At 71.3% G+C, this 21291-nt stretch carries 17 protein-coding genes and 1 pseudogene; 7 read left to right on the top strand and 11 right to left on the bottom strand.

What is annotated here, in order from left to right:
* The gene (locus FB157_RS07135; protein ID WP_145877876.1) at window positions 1–672 is read right to left on the bottom strand and encodes a succinate dehydrogenase; all 672 of its coding nucleotides are present in this window, start codon (window positions 670–672) and stop codon (window positions 1–3) included.
* Window positions 673–792: 120 nt separating this feature from the next.
* On the opposite strand from FB157_RS07135, the gene FB157_RS07140 reads away from it, so the two are divergent.
* On the top strand, window positions 793–1686 hold the full coding sequence (locus tag FB157_RS07140; RefSeq protein WP_145877111.1) for a LysR family transcriptional regulator: 894 nt from the start codon (window positions 793–795) through the stop codon (window positions 1684–1686).
* Window positions 1687–1722: 36 nt separating this feature from the next.
* On the opposite strand, the gene FB157_RS07145 is transcribed toward FB157_RS07140, so the two are convergent.
* Both FB157_RS07145 and FB157_RS07150 read right to left on the bottom strand, forming a co-directional pair.
* The gene (locus tag FB157_RS07145) at window positions 1723–3195 is read right to left on the bottom strand and encodes an APC family permease (RefSeq protein WP_145877113.1); all 1473 of its coding nucleotides are present in this window, start codon (window positions 3193–3195) and stop codon (window positions 1723–1725) included.
* An 87-nt stretch (window positions 3196–3282) separates the two neighbouring features.
* On the bottom strand, window positions 3283–4017 hold the full coding sequence (locus tag FB157_RS07150; RefSeq protein WP_145877115.1) for a FadR/GntR family transcriptional regulator: 735 nt from the start codon (window positions 4015–4017) through the stop codon (window positions 3283–3285).
* A gap of 215 nt (window positions 4018–4232) precedes the next feature.
* Here FB157_RS07150 and FB157_RS07155 point away from each other — a divergent pair, with 215 nt between their 5' ends.
* On the top strand, window positions 4233–5651 hold the full coding sequence (locus FB157_RS07155; RefSeq protein ID WP_145877117.1) for an amino acid permease: 1419 nt from the start codon (window positions 4233–4235) through the stop codon (window positions 5649–5651).
* A gap of 406 nt (window positions 5652–6057) precedes the next feature.
* On the opposite strand, the gene FB157_RS07160 is transcribed toward FB157_RS07155, so the two are convergent.
* The 4 genes from FB157_RS07160 to FB157_RS47150 form a co-directional block, all read right to left on the bottom strand.
* Window positions 6058–8202 carry a bifunctional diguanylate cyclase/phosphodiesterase gene (locus FB157_RS07160; RefSeq protein WP_145877119.1) on the bottom strand — a complete coding sequence of 715 codons (2145 nt, stop codon included), beginning with the start codon at window positions 8200–8202 and terminating at the stop codon, window positions 6058–6060.
* Complete coding sequence (locus FB157_RS07165) at window positions 8199–9011, bottom strand: SAM-dependent methyltransferase (RefSeq protein WP_145877121.1); 813 nt, start codon at window positions 9009–9011, stop codon at window positions 8199–8201. The genes FB157_RS07160 and FB157_RS07165 overlap by 4 nt, the downstream gene beginning before the upstream one ends.
* A 255-nt stretch (window positions 9012–9266) precedes the next feature.
* On the bottom strand, window positions 9267–10238 hold the full coding sequence (locus tag FB157_RS07170) for an SCO0930 family lipoprotein (protein WP_145877122.1): 972 nt from the start codon (window positions 10236–10238) through the stop codon (window positions 9267–9269).
* 221 nt (window positions 10239–10459) lie between these two features.
* On the bottom strand, window positions 10460–10960 hold the full coding sequence (locus FB157_RS47150; protein ID WP_186581389.1) for a hypothetical protein: 501 nt from the start codon (window positions 10958–10960) through the stop codon (window positions 10460–10462).
* A 28-nt stretch (window positions 10961–10988) separates the two neighbouring features.
* Here FB157_RS47150 and FB157_RS48240 point away from each other — a divergent pair, with 28 nt between their 5' ends.
* The gene (locus FB157_RS48240; RefSeq protein ID WP_261386197.1) at window positions 10989–11117 is read left to right on the top strand and encodes a hypothetical protein; all 129 of its coding nucleotides are present in this window, start codon (window positions 10989–10991) and stop codon (window positions 11115–11117) included.
* A gap of 31 nt (window positions 11118–11148) precedes the next feature.
* Window positions 11149–11913 carry a DUF4239 domain-containing protein gene (locus FB157_RS07180; RefSeq protein ID WP_145877126.1) on the top strand — a complete coding sequence of 255 codons (765 nt, stop codon included), beginning with the start codon at window positions 11149–11151 and terminating at the stop codon, window positions 11911–11913.
* A gap of 90 nt (window positions 11914–12003) precedes the next feature.
* Here FB157_RS07180 and FB157_RS48245 read toward each other — a convergent pair.
* Window positions 12004–12396: pseudogene (locus tag FB157_RS48245) on the bottom strand (hypothetical protein); the annotation flags it as partial.
* Window positions 12397–13065: 669 nt separating this feature from the next.
* Between FB157_RS48245 and FB157_RS07190 the strand changes: the two are divergent.
* On the top strand, window positions 13066–13743 hold the full coding sequence (locus tag FB157_RS07190) for a class F sortase (RefSeq protein ID WP_145877879.1): 678 nt from the start codon (window positions 13066–13068) through the stop codon (window positions 13741–13743).
* 30 nt (window positions 13744–13773) lie between these two features.
* Here FB157_RS07190 and FB157_RS07195 read toward each other — a convergent pair whose 3' ends face one another.
* Window positions 13774–14610: a polysaccharide deacetylase family protein gene (locus tag FB157_RS07195; protein WP_145877128.1), complete on the bottom strand. Its 837-nt coding sequence runs from the start codon at window positions 14608–14610 to the stop codon at window positions 13774–13776.
* A gap of 200 nt (window positions 14611–14810) precedes the next feature.
* Between FB157_RS07195 and FB157_RS07200 the strand changes: the two genes are divergently transcribed.
* Window positions 14811–16268, top strand: a complete 1458-nt coding sequence (locus FB157_RS07200) for an MFS transporter (RefSeq protein WP_145877129.1) — start codon at window positions 14811–14813, stop codon at window positions 16266–16268.
* Here the strand turns inward: FB157_RS07200 and lysX are convergent.
* Window positions 16213–19491 carry a bifunctional lysylphosphatidylglycerol synthetase/lysine--tRNA ligase LysX gene (lysX, locus tag FB157_RS07205; protein WP_145877132.1) on the bottom strand — a complete coding sequence of 1093 codons (3279 nt, stop codon included), beginning with the start codon at window positions 19489–19491 and terminating at the stop codon, window positions 16213–16215. The two genes, FB157_RS07200 and lysX, sit on opposite strands and share 56 nt — an antisense overlap.
* A gap of 89 nt (window positions 19492–19580) precedes the next feature.
* Here lysX and FB157_RS07210 point away from each other — a divergent pair, with 89 nt between their 5' ends.
* Window positions 19581–20051 (top strand): universal stress protein, encoded by a 471-nt coding sequence (locus FB157_RS07210; protein WP_145877134.1) that lies wholly within the window; start codon window positions 19581–19583, stop codon window positions 20049–20051.
* Here the strand turns inward: FB157_RS07210 and FB157_RS07215 are convergent.
* Window positions 19987–21234 (bottom strand): MFS transporter, encoded by a 1248-nt coding sequence (locus FB157_RS07215; protein ID WP_145877136.1) that lies wholly within the window; start codon window positions 21232–21234, stop codon window positions 19987–19989. The genes FB157_RS07210 and FB157_RS07215 overlap by 65 nt on opposite strands.
* Window positions 21235–21291: the final 57 nt, after the last annotated feature.

Consider the following 21291-nt stretch of genomic DNA (forward strand, 5'->3'; position numbering starts at 1 on the left):
TCAGCTCACCACTCCGGTCATGACGCCCACGGGTACGGCGATGAAGCCGGCCGTGAGCAGCAGCGCGAGGACGTCGGCGACGGTCTTCAGGGCGCGGTCGCGGGCCCGGCTGCCGACGCCGAGGGTCTGGGCGGCGCTCCAGAAGCCGTGCCGGATGTGCAGGCCGAGCGCGAGCATCGCGACGATGTAGATGACGTTGCCGTACCAGGTGGAGAAGGTGTCCACCACGTTCTGGTACGGGTGGCCCTCCTGGAAGCCGCCGGAGTGCACGGTGCCGGTGGTCAGGTCCAGGAGGTGCCAGACGATGAACAGGCCGAGGATGATCCCGCCCCAGCGCATGGTCCGCGTGGCGTAGCTGGCCCGCGGCTTTCTGTGCACGTACTTGCTGGGCCGTGCCTTGATGTCACGGCGGCTCAGCTGGTAGGCGGACGTGGCGTGGGCGACCACGGCGACGACGAGGACGATCCGGATGAGCCAGAGCGTCCACTCGTAGTGCATGAACGGTTCGCCGACGGTGCGCAGCCAGTGGGCGTAGTGGTTGAACTCGCCCGCCCCGAAGTAGATCTTCAGGTTCCCGATCATGTGGGCGACCAGGTACAGCAGCATGATCACACCGCTGACGGCCATCACCGTCTTCTTGCCGACGGTGCTGTCCCACACGGTGCGCGCCATGGACGGCCGTCGGTCCGTCCGCGTTGCCAGAGCCATGGGTCAGAACGCTAGGGCCGAAGGTCCCGATCGGTCCAAGACATGGTCCGGTTTGTTTCCATAGGCTGAGGCTATCCTTCCATCATGCAGTTCCAGCAGCTCCAGTACTTCGTGGCCGTGGCCGAGACCCGGCACTTCACCCGGGCCGCCGAGCTGGTCCATGTCGCCCAGCCGTCCCTGTCGCAGCAGATCAAGGCACTGGAGCGGGAGCTGGGCGCGGACCTGTTCCTGCGCGCCCGGGGCAACATCACGCTCACCGACGCGGGCGAGGCACTGCTGCCGCTGGCCCGGCGGATCCTCGCGGACGCCGACACGGCCCGGTACGAGGTGCAGGAGCTGGTGCAGCTGCGGCGGGGCCGGGTGCGCCTCGGCGCGACGCCGAGCCTGTGCACCGGCCTGCTGCCGGACGTCCTGCGCGCCTTCCACGACCGCTACCCCGGCATCCAGCTGCTGATCGAGGAGGGCGGCTCGCACGATCTGGTGCGGGAGCTCGCCCGCGGCGCCCTCGACCTCGCCCTGGTCGTCCTGCCGCTGCCGACGCCCGCGCCCGCGCTGACCACGGTGGAGCTGCTGCGGGAGGATCTGGTGGTGGTGTCCGCACCGGAGGCAAGGGCGCCGGGCGCCTCCGGTGCGGGCGGCCGGGTCGTGCGCATCGCGGACCTGGAGAGCGAGCGTCTGGTGATGTTCCGGCACGGCTACGACCTGCGCGAGCTGACCGTGGCCGCCTGCCGCGCCGAGGGCTTCGAGCCGGACTTCGCGGTCGAGGGCGGGGAGATGGACGCGGTGCTGGGCTTCGTAAGGGCGGGGCTGGGGGTGGCCGTCGTACCGCGCATGGTCGCCACGCGGTCGGGACGGGGACTGCGGGTGACTCCGCTCGCGCGGCCGGGCTTGCATCGGACGATCGCGCTGGCCCATCGCAGTGATGTGGCTCCGCCTCGGGCGGCGCGGGAGTTGCAGCGGATGCTGGTGGAGCGGTGACCTCGAGCGCGACGACGTCGACGACCCGTCAGAGACTCACTCCACGTCGGCGATGACCGAACCGACGCGTCCGGCCAGGTCCGGGTCGCGGCGGACCAGGTGGGTGGCGTAGCCGACGGCGGCGAGCAGAGCGGCCAGCGCCGCGAAGGGGAACCAGTTGTACGGTGCGGGCTGGCCCGGCTTGGCGAGGTAGTAGAGCGGGACCAGGATCGCCAGGGCGCCGATCGACGGGAGCACCAGGTGCCGTACGGTCCGGAACTCCTGTGGCCGGTAGCGGCGGTAGTACAGCGGCAGGGCGATGTTGGAGGCCAGGTAGACGAGCAGGATCAGGATGGTGCCCAAGGTCGAGGACTCGGTGAAGAAGACCACGGGGTCCATCGGGCCGCCGTCGGCTCCCACCAGGTGCCCGAGGCCCCAGCCGCCGATGATCAGCAGGGCGGTGACGGCGAAGGTGACGATCGCGTTGTTGGGCGTACGACGGAGGGGGTGGACGTAGCCGAAGAAGGACGGCAGCAGTCCCTCCCGTCCGGCGTTGAACACCAGCCGGGCCTGGGAGTTGATGCCCGCGATCAGCACACCGAGGGTGGAGGTCAGGCCTCCGACGTAGGCGAGGAAGGACAGTGCCCCGAGGGTGTCGTCGGCGACGTCGATGAAAGGGATGGGCGAGTCGCCGAGCCGCTGGACGTCGTAGCCGAAGCCGGTCACGGTGGCGTAGGAGAAGAGGATGTAGCTCACCGTCATGATCGCCACTGAGGAGAACACCGCACGGCCGACGTTGCGCCGCGGGTTCTCCGTCTCCTCGGCGAGCGCCGCCGAGTTCTCCCAGCCGACGAACAGGTAGACGGCGAGCGGAAAGCCCGCCGCCAGCCCCTTGAGACCGTGCGTGATGTGGCCGGGGACGAAGGGGGCGGCGGAGAGGCTGCCGCGGTGCTCGACGAGCGCCGCCACCGAGACCACGACGAGGACCAACATCTCCACGGCGAAGAAGTAGCCGGCCCACTTGGTGGAGACGACGATCCCGCGCAGCATCAGCACGACCGACAGCCCGGTCAGCAGCAGCGTCCAGATGATCCACGGGACGTCGAGGCCGGTGTAGTGGTGCAGGGTGATCTGCACGAACCCGCCGGAGATCGCGATGACGGAGGCCATCGCGATGATGTAGCCCAGCCCGGCCAGCAGGGCGGTGGTCACGGCGCTGACCGGCCCGAAGGTCTTGCCGACGAAGGTGATGAAGCTGCCCGCCGAGGGATGTGCCCGGGAGAACTCGGCGAGCGTGTTGCCGAGCAGCGCGACGGCGACGCCCGCGGCAGCGATGGTCAGCGGGGACGCGACGCCCGCGGTGGTGGCCAGGAACGCGAAACCGAAGAAGAAGCTCATGGCCGGGCCGACGTTGGCCATGGTGGCGGCGGCGATGTCCGCCATGCCGAGGACGCCGCCGCGCAGACGCTGCGGCGTGCCGCCGGCAGGGCCCGGTGTCGGCAGCGGGCCGACGGCTCCGGGGTCGGGCATGGCGCCTGCTCCTTCTGCGGGGGTGGTGTCGGTGCGATGGCTCTCGGTCACGTCGCCACGGACCGGGCGGTGTGGTGTGGCCCGGTGTCAGGCCGGTGTGGTGTCCCGGTGCGCCTTGACCGCGGCCACCGCCGGGGCCATGGCGCCGCGGGCCAGTTCGTCGAGCAGGTCGGCGTGGTGGCGGTTGCGCGCCCGGACGACCTCGGGTGCCGGAGCGGGCACCAGCAGGCACTGGCGGCCCAGCAGATCGGCGGCGAACTCGCGGATCCCGGGGCCGCCGAGCGCCTCCGCGAGGTCGAGGTGGAAGCGGGTTTCCAGTTCGAGCAGCCGTGCCGGTGCGTCGGTCCGGTCCATCTCGTCGACCAGCGCCCGCAGCCCGTCGAGCCGGCCGTCCGGAACCTCGCCCACGGCGTGGGAGACCAGACCGCACTCCAGGAGGACGTGGACGGCGTCCAGTGAAGCCGCCTCGTCGGGGTCGTGCAGCACGGCGACGACCGTGTCCCATTCCTGGGCGACGAACGTGCCGCCCGCTCTGCCCCGCCGACGGTCGAGCAGGCCGTCCTGGCACATGCCCTCCAGCGCGCGGCGCACGGTGATCTCACTGATCCCCAGTTCCTCGGCGAGCACGCCGGCGTCGGGCAGCCGGTCCCCCGGCGCCGCCGACCTCAGGCGGACCCGCAGGGCGATCCGTGAACGGACGAGTTCCGATCCCGTCAGGCCCCTGCCGGGCAGGACACGGGTGTCCAGTGCCCCGGCACCCGGCGCGGGCCGCGCGGGACCTGGCTGGCTGTAGGGACCGAACTTGCCCGCTGTGTTCACCACGACGACACCCTAACGGCGACCACGCTGCTGGTTCGTGCATGAGCTCCCCTGAGAGCCGGTATGCGAGGGACGGGGCGGTGGCGGCACCCGAGGATGCGGCTCAGCGCTGAACGGAAAATAGAGCACGGTGAACATTTAAACAAGACTGTTTTTTTAGATCGTACTGAACTAATTTTCGTGCCGCCCTGGTCCGCACCCCCTCCATGGATGGCGAGATGACCACAACCCTCCCTAAGAGCCCGCCCAGCGAGTCCGGTCTGAAGCCCGGCCTCAAGAGCCGCCACCTGTCGATGATCGCGATCGGCGGGGTCATCGGCGCCGGCCTGTTCGTCGGCTCCGGCTCCGGCATCGCCGCCGCGGGCCCCGGCATCCTCATCTCCTACGCGCTCGTCGGCGCCCTCGTCGTGCTCGTGATGCGCATGCTGGGCGAGATGGCCGCGGCGAACCCCACGTCCGGCTCGTTCTCGGCGTACGCCGACCGCGCCCTCGGCCGCTGGGCCGGCTTCACGATCGGCTGGCTGTACTGGTTCTTCTGGGTCGTGGTGCTCGCCGTCGAGGCGACCGCCGGGGCGAAGATCCTCGCGGGCTGGATCCCGGCCGTCCCGCAGTGGGGCTGGGCCCTGATCGTCATGGTCGTCCTCACCGCCACCAACCTGGCCTCGGTCGGCTCCTACGGCGAGTTCGAGTTCTGGTTCGCCGGCATCAAGGTCGTCGCCATCGCCGCGTTCATCGTGATCGGTGGCCTCGCCCTCTTCGGTCTGCTGCCCGGCTCGGACCACCCGGCATCCGGCTTCTCCAACCTCACCGCGCACGGCGGTTTCCTCCCCAACGGCCCCGGCGCGATCCTCACCGGCGTCCTGATGGTGGTCTTCTCGTTCATGGGCAGCGAGATCGTCACGCTGGCGGCGGGTGAGACCGCGGACCCCCGGGCCGCGGTCACCAAGGCGACCAACAGCGTGATCTGGCGGATCGCCGTCTTCTACCTGGGCTCGATCCTGATCGTCGTGTCTCTGCTGCGCTGGAACGACCCGGCGATCCTCAAGGACGGCTCGTACGTGGCCGCCCTCAGCTCCATCGGCATCCCGCACGCGGCACAGATCATGAACGCCATCGTGCTGACCTCCGTACTCTCCTGCCTCAACTCCGGCCTGTACACGGCGTCACGGATGGCGTTCTCGCTCGGTGGGCGCAATGACGCCCCGGCAGCCTTCGCGCGGACCACGGATCGCGGTGTTCCCCAGTCGGCCATCCTGGCCTCGGTGGTCTTCGGCTTCGTCGCGGTCGCCTTCAACTACCTGTGGCCGGACACGGTCTTCCAGTTCCTCCTCAACTCCTCCGGCGCGATCGCCCTGTTCGTCTGGCTGGTGATCTGCTTCTCCCAGCTGCGCATGCGCAGGATCATCCAGCGGGAGGCCCCGGAGAAGCTGACCGTCAAGATGTGGCTCTACCCGTACCTGACCTGGGCCACCATCGCCCTGATCACCTTCGTGCTGGGCTACATGCTCACCGACACGAGCGAGGGCGGCGGCCGCGACCAGGTGATCCTGTCCACTCTGGTGGCCGTGGGCGTGGTGGTCTTCGCACTGCTGCGGCAGCGGCTGGCCGGCAGGAACGAGGCACTGGACACGGTGTAGTCGATATCGCGCGGTGTGGACAGTCCGATCCGGTGACGGGTCGGACTGTCCTGTCCGGTGCGCCCCTGGCATGGAGTGCCATCCCATGCGGGGGGGGTGAGGATGCGACCGGGACGGCAGATGCGCGAGGTGACAGTGGTCGCACGACGCCCCATCAGGTCGGGTGCGCCACCCGCTCCCGCGGGCTCGTGGGGCCGCAGCCGCGCGGCCCCGGGCGAGCGGTGACGTCACCCGGGGGCGTCCCCGCAACCGGCCGCGCACTCCGGGCCCTGTCCACGGACGAGGGACGGCGAACACCCCGCCCTCGTGGTGCCGGGCGGCGACGCGCGACACATTGTCGCCGAGGACCGGACACACCACTGCCTGTGCTCGCTTCCGTCCCGCCGAGGCCCCGGCCGGGACGGGCTCACCCCGTCGCGTCCACCAGCGCCAGTTCGTGCAGCCTCTCCGGTGGGCCCGGCCTCGCGTAGTACCAGCCCTGGGCCGTGTCGCAGCCCAGTATGCGGAGTTGTTCGGCCTGGGCGCCGGTTTCCACGCCTTCCACGGTGACCGCGAGGTCGAGGCTGTGGGCCAGGGAGACGATGCCCTCGACGATCTTGAGGTCGACGGGGTCGGCCGGGAACTGCTGCATGCCCTGGGTGAAGGAGCGGTCCAGTTTGAGGATGCTCACCGGGAGGCGGCGCAGGTTGGCGAGGTTGGAGTAGCCGGTACCGAAGTCGTCGAGGGCGATGTCGACGCCCATCTCGGCGAGTCGGCGCAGGGGTTTGAGGAGGTCGTCGTCGGCGCCGATCAGCGCCGACTCGGTGACCTCCAGGCAGAGGGCGTCCGGGGCGACGCCCGCGCGTTCGAGGATCTCCACCGTGTCCTGGACCAGGCCGGGGTGGCTCAGCTGGCACGGGGAGAGGTTGACGTTGATGCGCAGCGGGCCGGCGGTCGTCTGCGCGCCGTATCGTTCTCGCCATTCGCGGGCCTGGCGGATGGACTCCTCCAGGACCCAGCGGCCGAGCGGGACGATCAGGCCCGTGTGCTCGGCGAGCGGGATGAAGCGGTCGGGGCCGAGGACGCCGTGCTGCGGGTGCAGCCAGCGGACCAGCGCCTCGGCGCCGCGGACGCTGCCGTCGCCGAGGTGGACCAGGGGCTGGTACTCGATGAAGAACTCGCCGCGCTCCAGGGCCGTGGGCAGTGCCGTGGTCAGGCCGTGGCGGGTGATCACCCGGGCGTCCGCCTCGGCGTCGGCCAGCTCGGAACGGTTGCCACCCGCCGACTTCGCCCGGTACATGGTGATGTCCGCGCTGCGCAGGATCTCCGCCGCGGTGCGCTCCCCCGCCGGGCCCTCCACGATGCCGAGGCTGCCGCGTACCAGCAGGTCACGGCCGTCGATGCTGATGGGTGTGACGAGCGCGTTCATGATGCGCTCGGCGAGTTCGTCCACTCCCCGCTCGGTGCCGGGGCCGGTGGTCAGCGCCACGAACTCGTCGCCGCCGAGCCGGGCGACCATCTCGCCGGGCGCGGTCGCGCAGGACTGCAGCCGATCGGCGACCTCCACCAGCAGCCGGTCACCGGCCGCGTGGCCGAGGCTGTCGTTGACGGTCTTGAAGCCGTCCAGGTCGAGGTAGCACAGGCCGAAGCGCTGGCCCTCGCCGGCGCCCAGCGCCTTCTCCAGGCGCTCGAAGAACAGGGTGCGGTTGGGCAGTCCGGTGAGCGCGTCGTGCGTGGCCTCGTAGCGCAGCCGGAGGTTGAGCAGGCGGCGCTCGGTGGTGTCCTCCATGAGGGCCAGCTGGTACTCCGGGTCGCCGTCGGCGTCGCGCAGCAGGGAGACCGTGAGGTTGGTCCACAGGACCGTGCCGTCGGGGCGGTTGAACGCCTTCTCGACGTGGTAGTGCTCGCGCTCGCCGCGGACGAGTTCGTCGTACAGCTTCCAGGTCTGGGGCGCGTCCTCGGGGTGCGTCCACTCCATGACGTTGCGGCCCCGCACGTTCGTCCCGGAGCCGCCGAACATGCGCAGCAGCGCCTCGTTGACCTGGAGCACGTTGCCCTCCAGGTCGGCGATGCCGATACCTATGGCCGCGCCCTCGAAGACCGCCCGGAAGCGGGCCTCGCTGGCGTGCAGCGCCTGGGCCACGATGCCCTGGGCCTGCAACGCGGCCTGGGCGATGGCCTCCTGCTCGGCGAGCGTGCGCTCGCGCAGGGCCTGCGCGTACCCGGCCGCCATCGCGTGCTGCAACCGCGAGGAGCGCATGCGCAGTTCGTCCTGGGGGCCGTCCTCGCCGCAGTAGAGGACCAGGTAGGCGTCGACGCAGTCCAGGGTGCGGGTGAGCGTCTCGGGGTCGGTGCAGTGCGCCTCGACCAGCGCGGCGCCGACCGCCTTGGCCTCCTCCGAGTCGAAGCTTCGGGCCCGCAGCAGGCCGCTCAACCGGCGTGCGAGCGGAAGGAGTTGTTCCGCAAACTCGGCGCGGGTCAGCGACGTGGAGGTGACCGGGAAGACCGCCCGGCTCCAGATCGTCGTCAGCCGGCGCAGTCTGTCCTCCGGCCCGTCCGGTTCCCCGCTCACGCCGTGCGCCCCACGCCGGCGAATCCGGAGAAGGCGTACGGATCCTCGTCCTCCGGTGCCGACTCCGAGCGCCAGTGCGGCATCGGCACAAGTCCGGGTTCCACCATGTCGTACCCCTCGAAGAACCGCGCGATCTCCTCGCGCGAGCGCATGATCAGCGGGTTGCGAATGTCCTTGTATACGTCCACCGCACCCCCGGCCCGCTCCGCGGGCAACGGGATTCCCTCGTACGAGGCATGGGTGAGGATCAGCAGGCTGCCGGGCGCGAGCGCCTCGCGCAGCTCGGCCACGGCACCGTACGGGTCGTCCACGTCTTCCACGAAGTGCAGTATGGCAACGAGAAGGAGGGCTACTGGCCGATTCAGGTCGATCAGGCCCTCCAGTTGGGGGCTGGAGAGGATCTCCTGGGGCTTGCGCAGGTCGGCGGCGATCACGTCGGCGTCGGCGTTGCCCGCCAGCACCGCCTGGCTGTGCGCCACCGCCACCGGATCGTGGTCCACGTAGACGACACGGGCGCCCGGTGCGGCCGCCTGGGCCACCTCGTGGACGTTGCCGAAGGTCGGGATGCCGGACCCGATGTCGAGGAACTGGGTGATGCCCTCGTCGGCCGCGAAACGCACGGCCCGGCGCATGAAGGCCCGGTTGGCCTGCATGATCTTCGGCAGGCCCGGCATGAACTCCATCGCCTTGCGGGCCGCCTCGCGGTCGACCTCGAAGTTGTGCGAACCGCCCAGGTAGAAGTCGTAGATACGCGAAACGCTCGGCACCGAGATGTCGATGCTCCGTGGGGCCCAGGCGGGACGCTCCATGTATCTCTCCAAGGCGTAGGCGACAGGTCGAGGCGATCCGGTGTTCGAGCTGAGGCTACTGATCGCCCGCCAAAGGAGCGACCTGAACCGGAAATTGACCGTCCGTTCCCGGTCACTGCCTGCGGCAAGTGCGCGCCCGACCCCGCCGTGTCACGGCCCCACGAAACAGCGGTCCGCCCCCTCCGTGCGGTGCGGAGGGGGCGGACCTTCGATCGGGCGCCGGGGGCGGGGCGATCGACCCTGGGGAGGTGATCTCTACTTGCCCGGCGCGCCGACCGGCTTGCCGTCGGGCGAGACGGCGTACCAAGTGCCGCCCACACCCTGACCGTTGGTGTCACCGGGAGCCTTGTCGCCGGAGAAGGTATAGATGGGCCAGCAGTTGACGGTCATCTGCTTCTCCCCGTCGGGGCGGGTGAAGCCCATCAGGCCCTTCTTCTGGACGCCCTTGGTGTCCTCGGGCTTGACCGGGGCGACCGCGGGCCACTTCTCCAGGCAGGCGCCGGCGCAGTTCGAGATGACCTTCGGCCACGCCTTGTCCTTCAGGAAGCGGTAGACCGTCATGCCGTTCTTGTCCACGATGACGTCGCCCAGCTTGGGGTCCTTGCGGACGGACAGACCGGGCAGGGAGGCCAGCGAGGCCTTCTTGCCGTTGGGCGCGAGGGCGAACCACTTGCCGCCCACACCCTGGCCGTTGACGTCACCGGAGTTGACGTCCTTGGCGTAACGGTAGGCGGGCCAGCCACCGATGGTCAGCTGCTTGGTGCCGTCGGCGCGGGTGACCTCGCCGAGCAGCGCCTTGTCGATGCCCTGGCCGGCGGTGGCGTCGTCGGCGGGCACCGGCGGCCAGGTGGTGGCGCAGTCGCCGTCACAGTTCGACTTGGGCGGATTGGCGGTGTCCTTGTCGAACCGGTAGAGGGTCAGGCCGGAGCCGTCGGTCAGCACATTGCCCAGTTCGGGGTTGCCCACGACGCTCAGCTTGCCCGCGGGCGCCGCCGGGCTCGGGGAGCTGGAGCTCTGGTTGCCGTCGGCGCCGTACCCGTTGCCGGCACCGGTGCCCGTGGCGGCTCCGCCTCCCGGGTTGCCGTAGTCACCAGCCGCAGCAGTGGCCCCGACATTCTGGGCCGCCGATGCCGGCGTGGTGCTGTTGTCCTGACCGCACGCCGTCGTCAGCGCCAGCACCGAAGCGGCCGTGGCCACCAGTGAGGCGGTCCGCCAGGAGGTCTTCATCGCCAACTCCCCAAATTTGCCTGGATATTGCAGCGCCCTGCTGCGCCGCCGCACGGCCATGGGTACGCGGCGAAGGGGTCGGAGTGTTCAACGGGGACGCGAAATTCTTTCGGGATCCTGTGACGAGCACCGTTCGCGGGTCGTCACGCAGGCGCACATATCGGCCAGTTGGTCAGCTTCGGACCTTCAAACCATTGATCATCATTTGTCACCCCTTCGGATCAAACGGGACGCACTCCCGAGTACGACGGCGCTCCGCGCCTCATGATCTCCGTCGTGCATGGACCCGAAGTGACCCGATGCGCGCCCGCCACCCGGGTGTTGGCCCTTCTGGCACTGACCTGGACCCTGGTGGGCTGCCCGGTCGGGACCGCGGCGGCCGACGCCTGCGCGTCCGCCTCGACGGGCCCGGACGGCACGGTGGCCGTGGCCGTGGCGGGCGGCGGCGACCACTGGCCGACGCCGCCGCCGTGCCCGAAGCCCACACCGCCGCCGTGCCCGCCCACACCGACGCCCACTCCCACGCCGACGCCGACCCCCACGCCCCCGCCGAGGCCGACCCCGTCACCGAAGCCCACGCCCCGGCCGACGCCCACTCCGAAAGCGCCGCCGAAACCGAGGCCGAAGCCGCCCGCCCCGGCACCACCCGCACCCCGGCCGACGCCGACCCCGACCCCGACGCCCCGGCCCGACCCGAAGCCGCGGCCCAAGCCGTCGCCCAAGGCCCGTCCGCGGCCCTCCGTGACCCCGGTGAGCTATCCGGCGTACCACCCCCGGTCCGCCGGCCACCAGGCGCCCGACCACACGTCGCCGGTCACCTACGTCCTGCTCATCACCGTTCCCGCGATCGTCGCCGTGGCGGCGTTGCGCCCGCGCTGACGCGCCGGCCGCTCACTTCTGGAGGCACCTGTTGTCGGATTGGCTTGTTCTCGTCCTCGCGATGCTGGGGGCCTGTGCCGTGGTGGTCGTCATCACCCTCGTACGGCACAAGAGGGCTCCCGACGACGAGGACCCCAGCGAGACCCCCGACGTCATCGAGTACATGACGATGTGGATCGGCGTCGTGTACGCCATCGTCCTCGGTCTCGCCATCGCGGGCGTGTGGGAGGCACGCAGCGCCGCCGAGGACCATGTGCAGGCCGAGGCCCAGGCGCTGCACGAGATCTCGGAGCGGGTGCGGGTCTATCCGCCGGACGTCCGTGACCGCATCCGCGGCGATGCCGACACCTATGTCCAGTACGTGGTGACCACCGAGTGGAAGTCGATGACCGACCACGGTCGCGTCACCGAGCGCGGTACGGAACTGCTGGCGGCGCTCCGCCACGACGTGACGGACTATCAGCCGAAGAACGACTTCGAGGCGCAGGCCTACCAGCCGCTGCTGGACCAGATGGCCGCCGCGGACCAGGCGCGCAACGCGCGCGCCGACTCGACCGGGGCGACGATGCCGGGCGTGGTGTGGTTCGGACTGATCACCGGCGCCGTCGTCACCGTCTGCATGGTCTTCGCGCTGCAGATCCGGCGTACCAGGCGCGAGTTGATCCTGGCCGGGGTCTTCTCCGCGACCATCGCCTTCATGCTCTTCCTCATCTGGGACTTCGACGCGCCCTACAGCCGGGGCATCGCGGCGAGCGCCGAGCCCTTCCTGAACCTGTTCCCGCACGTCAGGGGTTGACCGCGGACAGGTCTTCGCCCCGGCCCCCCGCAGGGAGCCGGGGCGAAGACCTGTCTTGCGCGCGCTCCGCGGACGGGTTCCGGGCCCCGGTCAGACCCACCTCTCCGGGCGGCGGCGCATCAAGGACATACCGCCTCCGAGTACCGCCGAGGCCACCAGACCGCCGCCGATGGCCATGTCGGTCGGCGTGGCGCCGCTGGTGACGCTGCCGCCCAGTCCGCCATGGACGGCGCCGAGCACGGTGAAGGCGTTGGGACGGGTCAGGGTGCGGCCGTTGCAGTTCACCGTGATGTCGTAGCGGCCGGGACGGGCGTTGCGGTCGACGGTGGCGATGCCGCGCGAGGTGTCGTCACTGATCGCCGTCAGCTGGGTGGTGCGGAAGGCGTCCGAGGACGCCGTACCACCGCGGCAGCCGTCCACGGTGATGGCGATCCGGCCGCCCGCGGCGATCATGCTGGGCGTGGCGAGGATGTTGCGGGGGTTGCCGTCGCCCCGGTCCCCGTGGTTGTCCCCGTGGTTGTCCCCGTGGCCGAACTCGTCACCGCGGCCGCCGAAGTCGTCACCTCTTCCGTTGTTGCCCCTGTCGAAGTTGTCGCACCGGCCGTTGCCACCCCGGCCGGAGTTGTCGCCCCGGCCGGAGTTGTCGCCCCGTCCGTTGTTGTTCCCCTGGCAGAAGTTGCCGTTGTTGTTCCCGAACCCGTTGCCGAACCCGTTCCCGATGTTGCCGTTGCCCGGGATGGTGATGACGGTGTTCGAGCCGCCTCCGCCGCCCATGCCGTCCGCTACGGCCACGGGGGCGGCCGGCCCCAGTACGGCGACCGCTGCGCACGCGGCCGCCAGGGCACGTTGGTTTCGCATGTGAACCTCCGCGGGAGGCACTCCGGGTCCCGTACCCGGACTATCGGCGAGAAGGCACCTCCCGGCAGAACCCTCCGACGCCCGGAACACGCCCGCACGTCGAGAATGGTCCGTCCTGGTGAGCGGACACGCCACGGGATAACCACACAATCGGATATTGCCGCAGGTCACAGACCGTCAGAAAAATCCTTTCGGCTGCAACTCGTATGGCGGACCAACAGGGTGACGGACCACCCGTTCGCCCGCCGCCCCGTCATCGCCCGCTCGTACGGGACTTAGCTTTTTCCCATGCGAATGTCTGCGTCCGTGCTGGCCGAGCTGGCCGAGGAGGAGGAGCTGCGACGGAAGCGCGCCCCGTGGGGCGTGATCGCGCTCGTCCTGCTGTCCGGCCTGGCGCTCATTCGGAATGGTTCCGGAGAATTCGACGTCGGGCCACCGCAACCGGCGTCGGCGGCGGCTGCGACGGCCGAGGGCGGTATCGCCCCGAGCCCGTTCGCGAGCGGCCCCGCCGCCCTGCCGTTCGCCGCCGCCGACCGGATCCGGATCCCCTCGATCCGGGTCGACGCGCCCCTCACGCCCGTCGGCCTGGACGCCCAGGGCTGGGTCGGCGCTCCCCCGCCCGAGGACCCCAACCTGGCGGGCTGGTTCACCGGTTCGGTCTCGCCCGGCGAGAAGGGCACCTCGGTCGTCGTCGGGCACGTCGACAACAAGCAGGGCCCCGCCGTGTTCTACGGCCTCGGGGCCCTGCAGAAGGGAAGCCGGGTCGACGTCGTACGCAAGGACGGGAGGACCGCGGTGTTCGATGTCTACGGAGTCGAGGTGTTCGCGAAGAACAGCTTCCCGAGCGACCGCGTGTACGGCTCCAAGGGCACGGCCGAACTGCGGGTGATCACCTGCGGCGGCGGCTTCTCGAAGCAGAACGGCTACGACGGGAACGTCGTCGTGTTCGCCCGCCTGGCCTCGGTCGAGTGAGCCGTGGTGGCCGGGCGGGCGAGTGCCCGGTCACGACGGGCGGCGGGGCGGCACGGTGAGGTGGTAGCCGGAGTCCAGCAGATAGGGCAGGTACTCGCGGATCGCGTGGACGCTCTGCGACCGGTCGCCCCCGGCGTCGTGGGAGAGCACCACGACGCCGGGAGCGGCGCCGCTCTCCACCCGGCCGACGATGGTGTCCGTGCCGGGCGTCTCCCAGTCGGTGGTGTCGACGGTCCAGGCCATCGGCTCCATGCCCATGTCGGCGCCCAGTTGGAAGGCCGCGCGGTTCCAGGCGCCGTAGGGTGCGCGGAACCACTGGGGCCGCTCCCCGTAGGCGTCCTCGATGACGTCGGTGGTCCGCTCCATCTCCGAGCGGATCTCCCGGCGGCTCAGGGTGGTCAGGAGCGGGTGCGTGTAGGTGTGGTTGCCGACGACATGCCCCTCCTCGGCCATCCGGGCCAGCAGTTCCTTGTTGTCGACGGCCATCTCCCCGCACACGAAGAACATGGCCCGCACGTCGTACTTGGCGAGGGTGTCGAGAATGTGCGGGGTGTAGCGGGGGTCGGGTCCGTCGTCGAAGGTCAGCATCATGTGCCGGCCGCGTCCGGAGATCTGCAGGATGGGCTCGTGGCGTTCCTTGAGCTTGCGTGGCGCGGCGCGCGGCGGGCCGTATCCGGTGAGCGGCTGGAGACGGAAGGCGGAGGGTTTGAGCGCCTGGAGAGCCGGTGCGCCGGCGACCGGTGCGGCGATGCGGGCCACCTCGTCGTCGCCCTCCGCCATGACGATTCCGGCGGTGCTCGCGGCTCCCAGAGCGACGGCCGAGGCGAGAAGCATCCGGCGCCGAGTGAACAACTGATCCTTCTGCATGACTCATCACTCGCCCCGCAGGCCTCCGGCGCACCACAGCGACACCGTCGCGGCGGCGGGAATCCACCCGGTCGGCGCAGCGCCGGTCGGACTTGTGAACCGCCGACCGGGTTTCTGATAATCGCTCAGTCCGTCGGGAAGTGACCGGTGTTGCAGATGGAGGTCGAGCCGGGTTGGTCGTGCACGGGGGAACGAGTGGAATGGCCCGCAGGCGGCTGGCGGTGGTGCTGCTGGGCGCCGCCCAGGTGCTGGTCGTCTTCGACACGACGGCCTTCGCGATCGCGCTGCCGTGGATTTCGGCCCGGTCGCACCTGTCCGTCGACGGGCTGACGTGGCTGATCACCGTGTACAGCGTGTGCTTCGCCGCGCTGCCGGTGCTCGCCGTGGCTCTCGGCGAGGCGTTCGGGCAGCGGCGGGTGCTGATGGGCGGACTCGTGCTGTCGAGTGCCGCCGCCGCGGCGTCCGGGGTGACACAGGGCGCCGGGGTGCTGCTGACCTCGCGGGCGGTACAGGGGGTGGCCGCGGCGGCGATCACGGCCGGTGCGGTGGCGCTGATCGAGTCCACGCATCCGGAGGGCCGGGGCCGTGACCGGGCACTGAGCGTGCACTTCGTGGTCGTCGCGGCTGCCGGACCGGCGGTGGTGCTGCCGTCCACCGTGCTGCTGGAGACGATGGAGTCGGGTGCCGGGGTCTTCTGGGCCCAGGCCGTCGTGGGCGTACTGCTCCTGGTGCTGGTCCCGCTGGCGCTCACCGAGTCCGCACCCGGCCCTGGGGCCCGGTCCCGGGTGGGCCGCGCCGCGGCGGCCGTCGTCCCGCTGGGCTTCCTCGCCTGGTTCGCCGGCTGGCTCGTGGACCACAGCGTGTCCCCGACCACGATCATCGCCCTCGCGGCGGCCGGTGCACTGACGCCGTCGTCGCTGAGCTGGCTCGGCCGGCGCGGGCAGGAGCCGTCCCTGCTCACCCGGCTGTACCAGGAGCGGGCCGCACTCGGCGCGTACACCGTGGTGGCGCTGCTGGCCGCCTGTCTCACCGGTGCCGGGCTGGTCCTCACGATCGCCCTGCAGACGGTGGGCGGTCTCTCGCCCGAGTCGGTGGGCTGGGCCCTGTTGCCCGCCGTCGTAGGGCTGGTGCTGGGCTGGCTGACCCTGCCCCTGTTCGCGGCACGCGCCGGCCTCGCCGCCACGGTGGCCGTGGCCTGTGGCGTGACGGCGGCCGGGTTCGTCCTGCTGAGCCGGGAGGGCGCCGGCTACCAGGTCGCCGACGTGCTGCCGCCGCTGCTGCTCATCGCCTACGGCTGCGGTGTGCTCGCTCTGCCGGTGAGCTTCGCCCGGTCCGGGAGCGGGGCGCTGCCCCGGGGGCTGAACTCCTCCAGGCAGTTGGGCGCCGGGCTGGGGGCATCACTGTTCAGCGGGGTCGTCACGGTCGTCCTGATAGATCTGCGCTCCATGACGTTCCACAGTGCCAAGGAATACAACGCCGCCCTGGCGGACCGTGTTCCCGAGTGCTTCGAGCTCGGCGTCGCGCTGGCCCTCACCGCCGCGGTGGTCGCGCTGCTGACCCTGCCCTGGCAGGGCGTACGGACCACCTCCCCCGATCCGGACGCTAGCGACGGCGCACCAGCGGGAACGGCAGGGTCTCCCGGATCGTCAGGCCCGTGAGGAACATGACGAGCCGGTCGACGCCGATGCCGAGCCCGCCGGTCGGCGGCATCGCGTAGTCGAGGGCGTCGAGGAAGTCCTCGTCCAGTTCCATCGCCTCGGGGTCCCCGCCCGCGGCCAGCAGGGACTGTGCGGTGAGCCGGCGGCGCTGTTCGACGGGGTCGGTCAGCTCGGAGTAGGCGGTGCCGAGTTCGATGCCGAAGGCGACGAGGTCCCAGCGTTCGGCGAGCCGCGGGTCGGCGCGGTGCTGCCGGGTGAGCGGGGAGACCTCGGTCGGGAAGTCCTTGTAGAAGGTGGGCAGCTGGGTGCGTTCCTCGATCAGCCGCCCGTACATCTCCAGGACCACGTCACCCGGTCCGTCGTCGGCGGTGTACGGCACACCGGTCCGGTCGCACAGCCGGTGCAGTCTGAGCAGTTCGGTGCCGGGGCCGATCTCCTCGCCCAGCACCTCGGACAGCGCCCCGTACACCGTCTTCACCGGCCACGGCCCCGAGATGTCGTACTCCCGGCCGTCCTTGCGGGCGACGGGGGAGCCGAGGGCGGCGGTGGCGGCGCCCTGGATCAGCTCGCGGGTCAGGTCGAGCATCACGTCGTAGTCGGCGTACGCCTGGTAGGCCTCCAGCATCGTGAACTCGGGGTTGTGCTTGTAGGAGACGCCCTCGTTGCGGAAGGTGCGGCCCAGCTCGAAGACCTTCTCCAGTCCGCCGACGCACAGCCGCTTCAGATACAGCTCGGGGGCGATGCGCAGGTAGAGGTCGAGGTCGTAGGCGTTGATGTGGGTGGTGAAGGGGCGGGCGTTGGCGCCGCCGTGGATCTGCTGCAGCATCGGGGTCTCGACCTCGATGAACCCGCGGCCCAGCAGGCCCTGGCGCAGGGCCTGTACGGCGGTGGAGCGGGCGCGGATCACCTGGCGGGCGTCGGGGCTGGTGACCAGGTCGAGGTAGCGGCGGCGGACCTTGGCCTCGGGGTCGGCGAGCCCGCGGCGCTTGTCGGGCAGCGGGCGCAGGCACTTGCCGGTCAGCTGCCAGGAGGTGACGAAGACGGTGGGCTCGCCCTTGTCGCTGCGGCCCGCGCGGCCGGTGGCGGTGATGTGGTCGCCGATGTCGGTGTCGGACCGGAAGCGGTCCAGGGCGGCTGCGGAACGGTCGCGGGTGAGGGCGAGCTGGTGGTCCCCCGACCAGTCGCGCAGGACGACGAAGACGATGCCGCCGAAGTCGCGGACCAGCATGACGCGGCCGGCCACGGTGACGTCCTGGCCCTGCGGGACGTCGGCCAGGGCGTGGGTGGGGGCGGGCACGCCGACCGGGTACGGGTCGGTCCCGGCGGCGCGCAGGCGGTCGAGCGTGCGGTGCCGGACGCGGACCTGGTCGGGCAGGCCCGCGGCCGGGGCGGCGGGCCCGGCCTCGTCCCCTCCTTCGAGGCCGAGCACCGTCAGGGACGGCAGGCCCTCGGTGGTGGCGGGCCGCTGTCCCGCCTTCGGGTGCCCCTTTCCCCAGAGTTTGCGCAGGGACGGTACGGAGACGAATCCCTCGGCGATGCCGGAGGCGAGGCCGATCCGGGCGAGGGAGGCGGTCTCGCCGTAGCAGATGAAGCGCGGGTACCACTCCGGCTGGTACTTGGCGTTGGAGCGGTAGAGGGCCTCCAGCTGCCACCAGCGGGAGAAGAACAGCAGCATCCGGCGCCAGAGTCTGAGGACGGGGCCGGCACCGATGCGGGCGCCCTCCTCGAAGACGGACCGGAAGACGGCGAAGTTCAGCGAGATCCGGTGCACGCCGAGTTTCGGGGCGGCCGCGCACAGTTCGGCGACCATGAACTCCATGACCCCGTTGGGGGCGGCCCGGTCACGGCGCATCAGGTCCAGGGAGACGCCGTCGCGGCCCCAGGGCACGAAGGAGAGCAGCGCGAGGAGCCGGCCGTCGTCGCTGAGGGCCTCGACGAGGAGGCAGTCGCCGTCGGCGGGGTCGCCCAGCCGGTCCAGGGCCATGGAGAAGCCGCGTTCGGTCTCGGTGTCCCGCCAGGCGTCGGCCTTGTCGACGATCTCCTCCATCTCCTGGTCGCTGAGAGTGGCGTGGCGGCGGATACGGGTGGTGGCGCCGGTGCGGCGGACGCGGTGCACGGCCTGGCGGGTGACCCGCATGTCCCGGCCGTCCAGGTCGAATCCGGGCACGTGCAGGATGGCCTCGTCGCCGAGCTGGAGGGCGCCGAGTCCGGCCCGGGCGTAGGCGCGGGCGCCGTCCTCGGAGGCGCCCATCACAGCGGGTGCCCAGGCGTGCCGGCGGGCCACGTCCAGCCAGGCCTCGATGGCGTGCGGCCAGGCTTCCGGGTCGCCGACGGGGTCGCCGCTGGCGAGGCAGACGCCGGCTTCGACGCGGTAGGTGACGGCGGCCTTGCCGCTGGAGGAGAAGACGACGGCCTTGTCGCGCCGGGTGGCGAAGTAACCGAGCGAGTCCCGGTTGCCGTAGACCCCGAGCAGGGCGCGGATGCGGGCCTCCTCGTCGTCGTGCAGGGCCGCCTCCAGGCGCTGTGAACGGAACAGCGCGGCGGCTGCGTTCAGCAGGGCGAGCGCGCCGAACAGGCCGAGCAGGAAGGTGACCCGGCGGGGCGGGCGGCCGTCGAAGGCGTTGTTGGGCACCAGTCCGCCGCACACCCGGTCGGCCGCCCAGGCCAGGTGCTGGCTCTGCGGGAGGGTGCCCGGGAACAGCGCGACCAGGCCCCAGCCGGCCAGGATCGCCACGGCGAGACCCGCCACCAGTACGCCGAGGGCCCGCCACACGGCACCGCGGCGGGAGGCGGCGTAGAACTCCTTGCGGGCCGTCACCAGCAGGATCAGCAGCAGGCCGCACAGCACGAGGGACGGCACCGACTCGACGTACTGGCCGAGGGCCACGCCGAGGATGTCGCCGCCCACGACCAGGCCCAGATAGACGACGACCAGCCACCAGGCGACCTTCTTGCGGGCGCCGGTGGCGGCGGCCAGCAGGAACAGGAAGACGGCGTAGGCGAGGTTGGCGCTGATGGGGACCAGGAACAGGTCGACGGTCAGCACGACCGGGCGCAGCAGGCGGCGCAGCGGGGCGAAGATCGCGAGCAGGGCGCACAGCAGGCCGAGGGCGGCGAAGAGGGCGGCGAAGGCCTCGGGCACCCGGCCGAGGCGTCCGGCGGCGGGCGGGCGTATCGGGCCCGTGGCGTCCCTCCGTGCGGCCGGCCCGGCGGTGGCAGTCATGGTTCCGACTCTAGGAAGGGGCGGCGCGGCGCGCCCGTCGAGCGGGGCCGGGCGTCGGCGGGAACCACCGGTTCCGATAACCTCGGAATGTGACGGAGCAGCACGCAGAGCACGCGCACCAGTTCGAGCGGGGCACGGACGGGCCCAAGGTCATCGTGGTCGGGGTGGACGGCTCCGACTCCTCGATGCGCGCAGCGGCCTACGCCGGCGGTCTGGCCCGGCGGCAGCACGCGCTGCTGGCGGTGGTGTACGTGCAGCCGGTGCTCGCCGCGGGGGCGGCGCTCGGGGCTCCGGTGGCGGAGACGACCGACGAGATCGCCGAGGACCTGATCGCCCAGATCCGGGAGGCGACGGAGCGCGTCAAGGGGATATTCGACGTGCGCTGGGAGTTCCACACCTTCCGTGGCGACGCCTACAACGGCCTGGTGAAGGCGGCGGACGAGCTGAAGGCGGACGCCGTCGTGGTGGGCGCCTCCGAGCAGGCGGGGCACCGGATCATCGGCTCGGTGGCGGTCCGGCTGGTGAAGGCGGGACGGTGGCCGGTGACGGTCGTACCGTAGTCGTCTCCTTGCGGAGCAGCGGCAGGGTAGCGAGGAGCAGGACGCCGGCCAGAGCGATGGCGGTGCGCGGGCCGGTGAGGCTCGCCAGCAGGCCCCACAGGGCGGTCAGCGCGGCCGTGGTGGCCTTCCCGGTGATGGACCAGGCGGACAGGGTGCGGGCGACCCGGTCGTTCGGGGTGCATTCCAGGCGGCGGGTGGCGTACACGGGGTTGTAGACGCCCGAGCTGGTGATCACCCCGAACTCGACGGCCATCACCAGGAGCAGTCCCGGCAGGCCGGGTCCGACGAAGGCCAGCCCGAGGGGCCAGACGGCGCGGAGGGCGCCCGCGGTGCGCAGCACCCGCCGCCGGCCGTAGCGGGTGACCAGCGGGCGGGCCAGCCTGGAGCCGAGGAGTCCGCCGAGGCAGGGCACGGCGAACGCGAGGCCGTACTGCCAGGGGGCGAAGCCGAGCGGGCCGAGCATGAGGACGGCCAGCGGTGGTACGGCGACCATGATCAGGGCGTTGACCGCGAGGTTGTTGAAGAACAGCGGCCGCAGGGCCGCACTGGTGAGGATGTACCGCCAGCCGTCGAGCAGGTCGGCGGCCCGCAGGCGCTCCACGCCGGTGCGCTCGGGGCGGGGCTCGCCGCCGCCCACGGCCCGGATGCCCAGCGCCGACAGCAGAAAGCTGACCGCGTTCGCCACGACCGTCGCGACCGGGCCGAACAGGCCGATCGCGGCACCGCCGAGGGGCGGTCCGAGGACGAGGGCGGTCCAGTTCGTGGACTCGAACCGGGAGTTCGCCGTGAGCAGCCGGTCGGCCGGGACGAGCGACTTCAGAAAGGCGCCGGAGGCCGCGTTGAAGGTGATGTCCGCCGCCGCGACGATCACCGACACCAGCAGCAGCTGCCCCAGGCCGAGGCCGCCGAGCGCGTAGGCGGCGGGGATGGTGAGCAGCGCGGCGAACCTGGCCAGGTCCATCGCCATCATCACCGGCCGCTTGCGCCGGAACTCCACCCACGGCCCGAGCGGCACCGCCGCCACGGCTCCCACGGCGGGCCCGGTCGCGGCGAGCAGTGCCACCTCGGCCGGTCCGGCGTGCAGCACGAGGACAGCGATCACCGAGAACGCGTCGAAGGCGAGATACGTGCCGATCGCACTCGCCGAGTACGCGGCCCACAGCCACCCGAACCGCCGTCCCATGCACAACCTCCCCGTCGACCCGGGACATGAAATCCGGCAGATGGCCGCCGACGCAAA

Origin of the sequence: Streptomyces sp. BK340 (assembly GCF_007827595.1) — a bacterium.
GTDB lineage: Bacteria > Actinomycetota > Actinomycetes > Streptomycetales > Streptomycetaceae > Streptomyces.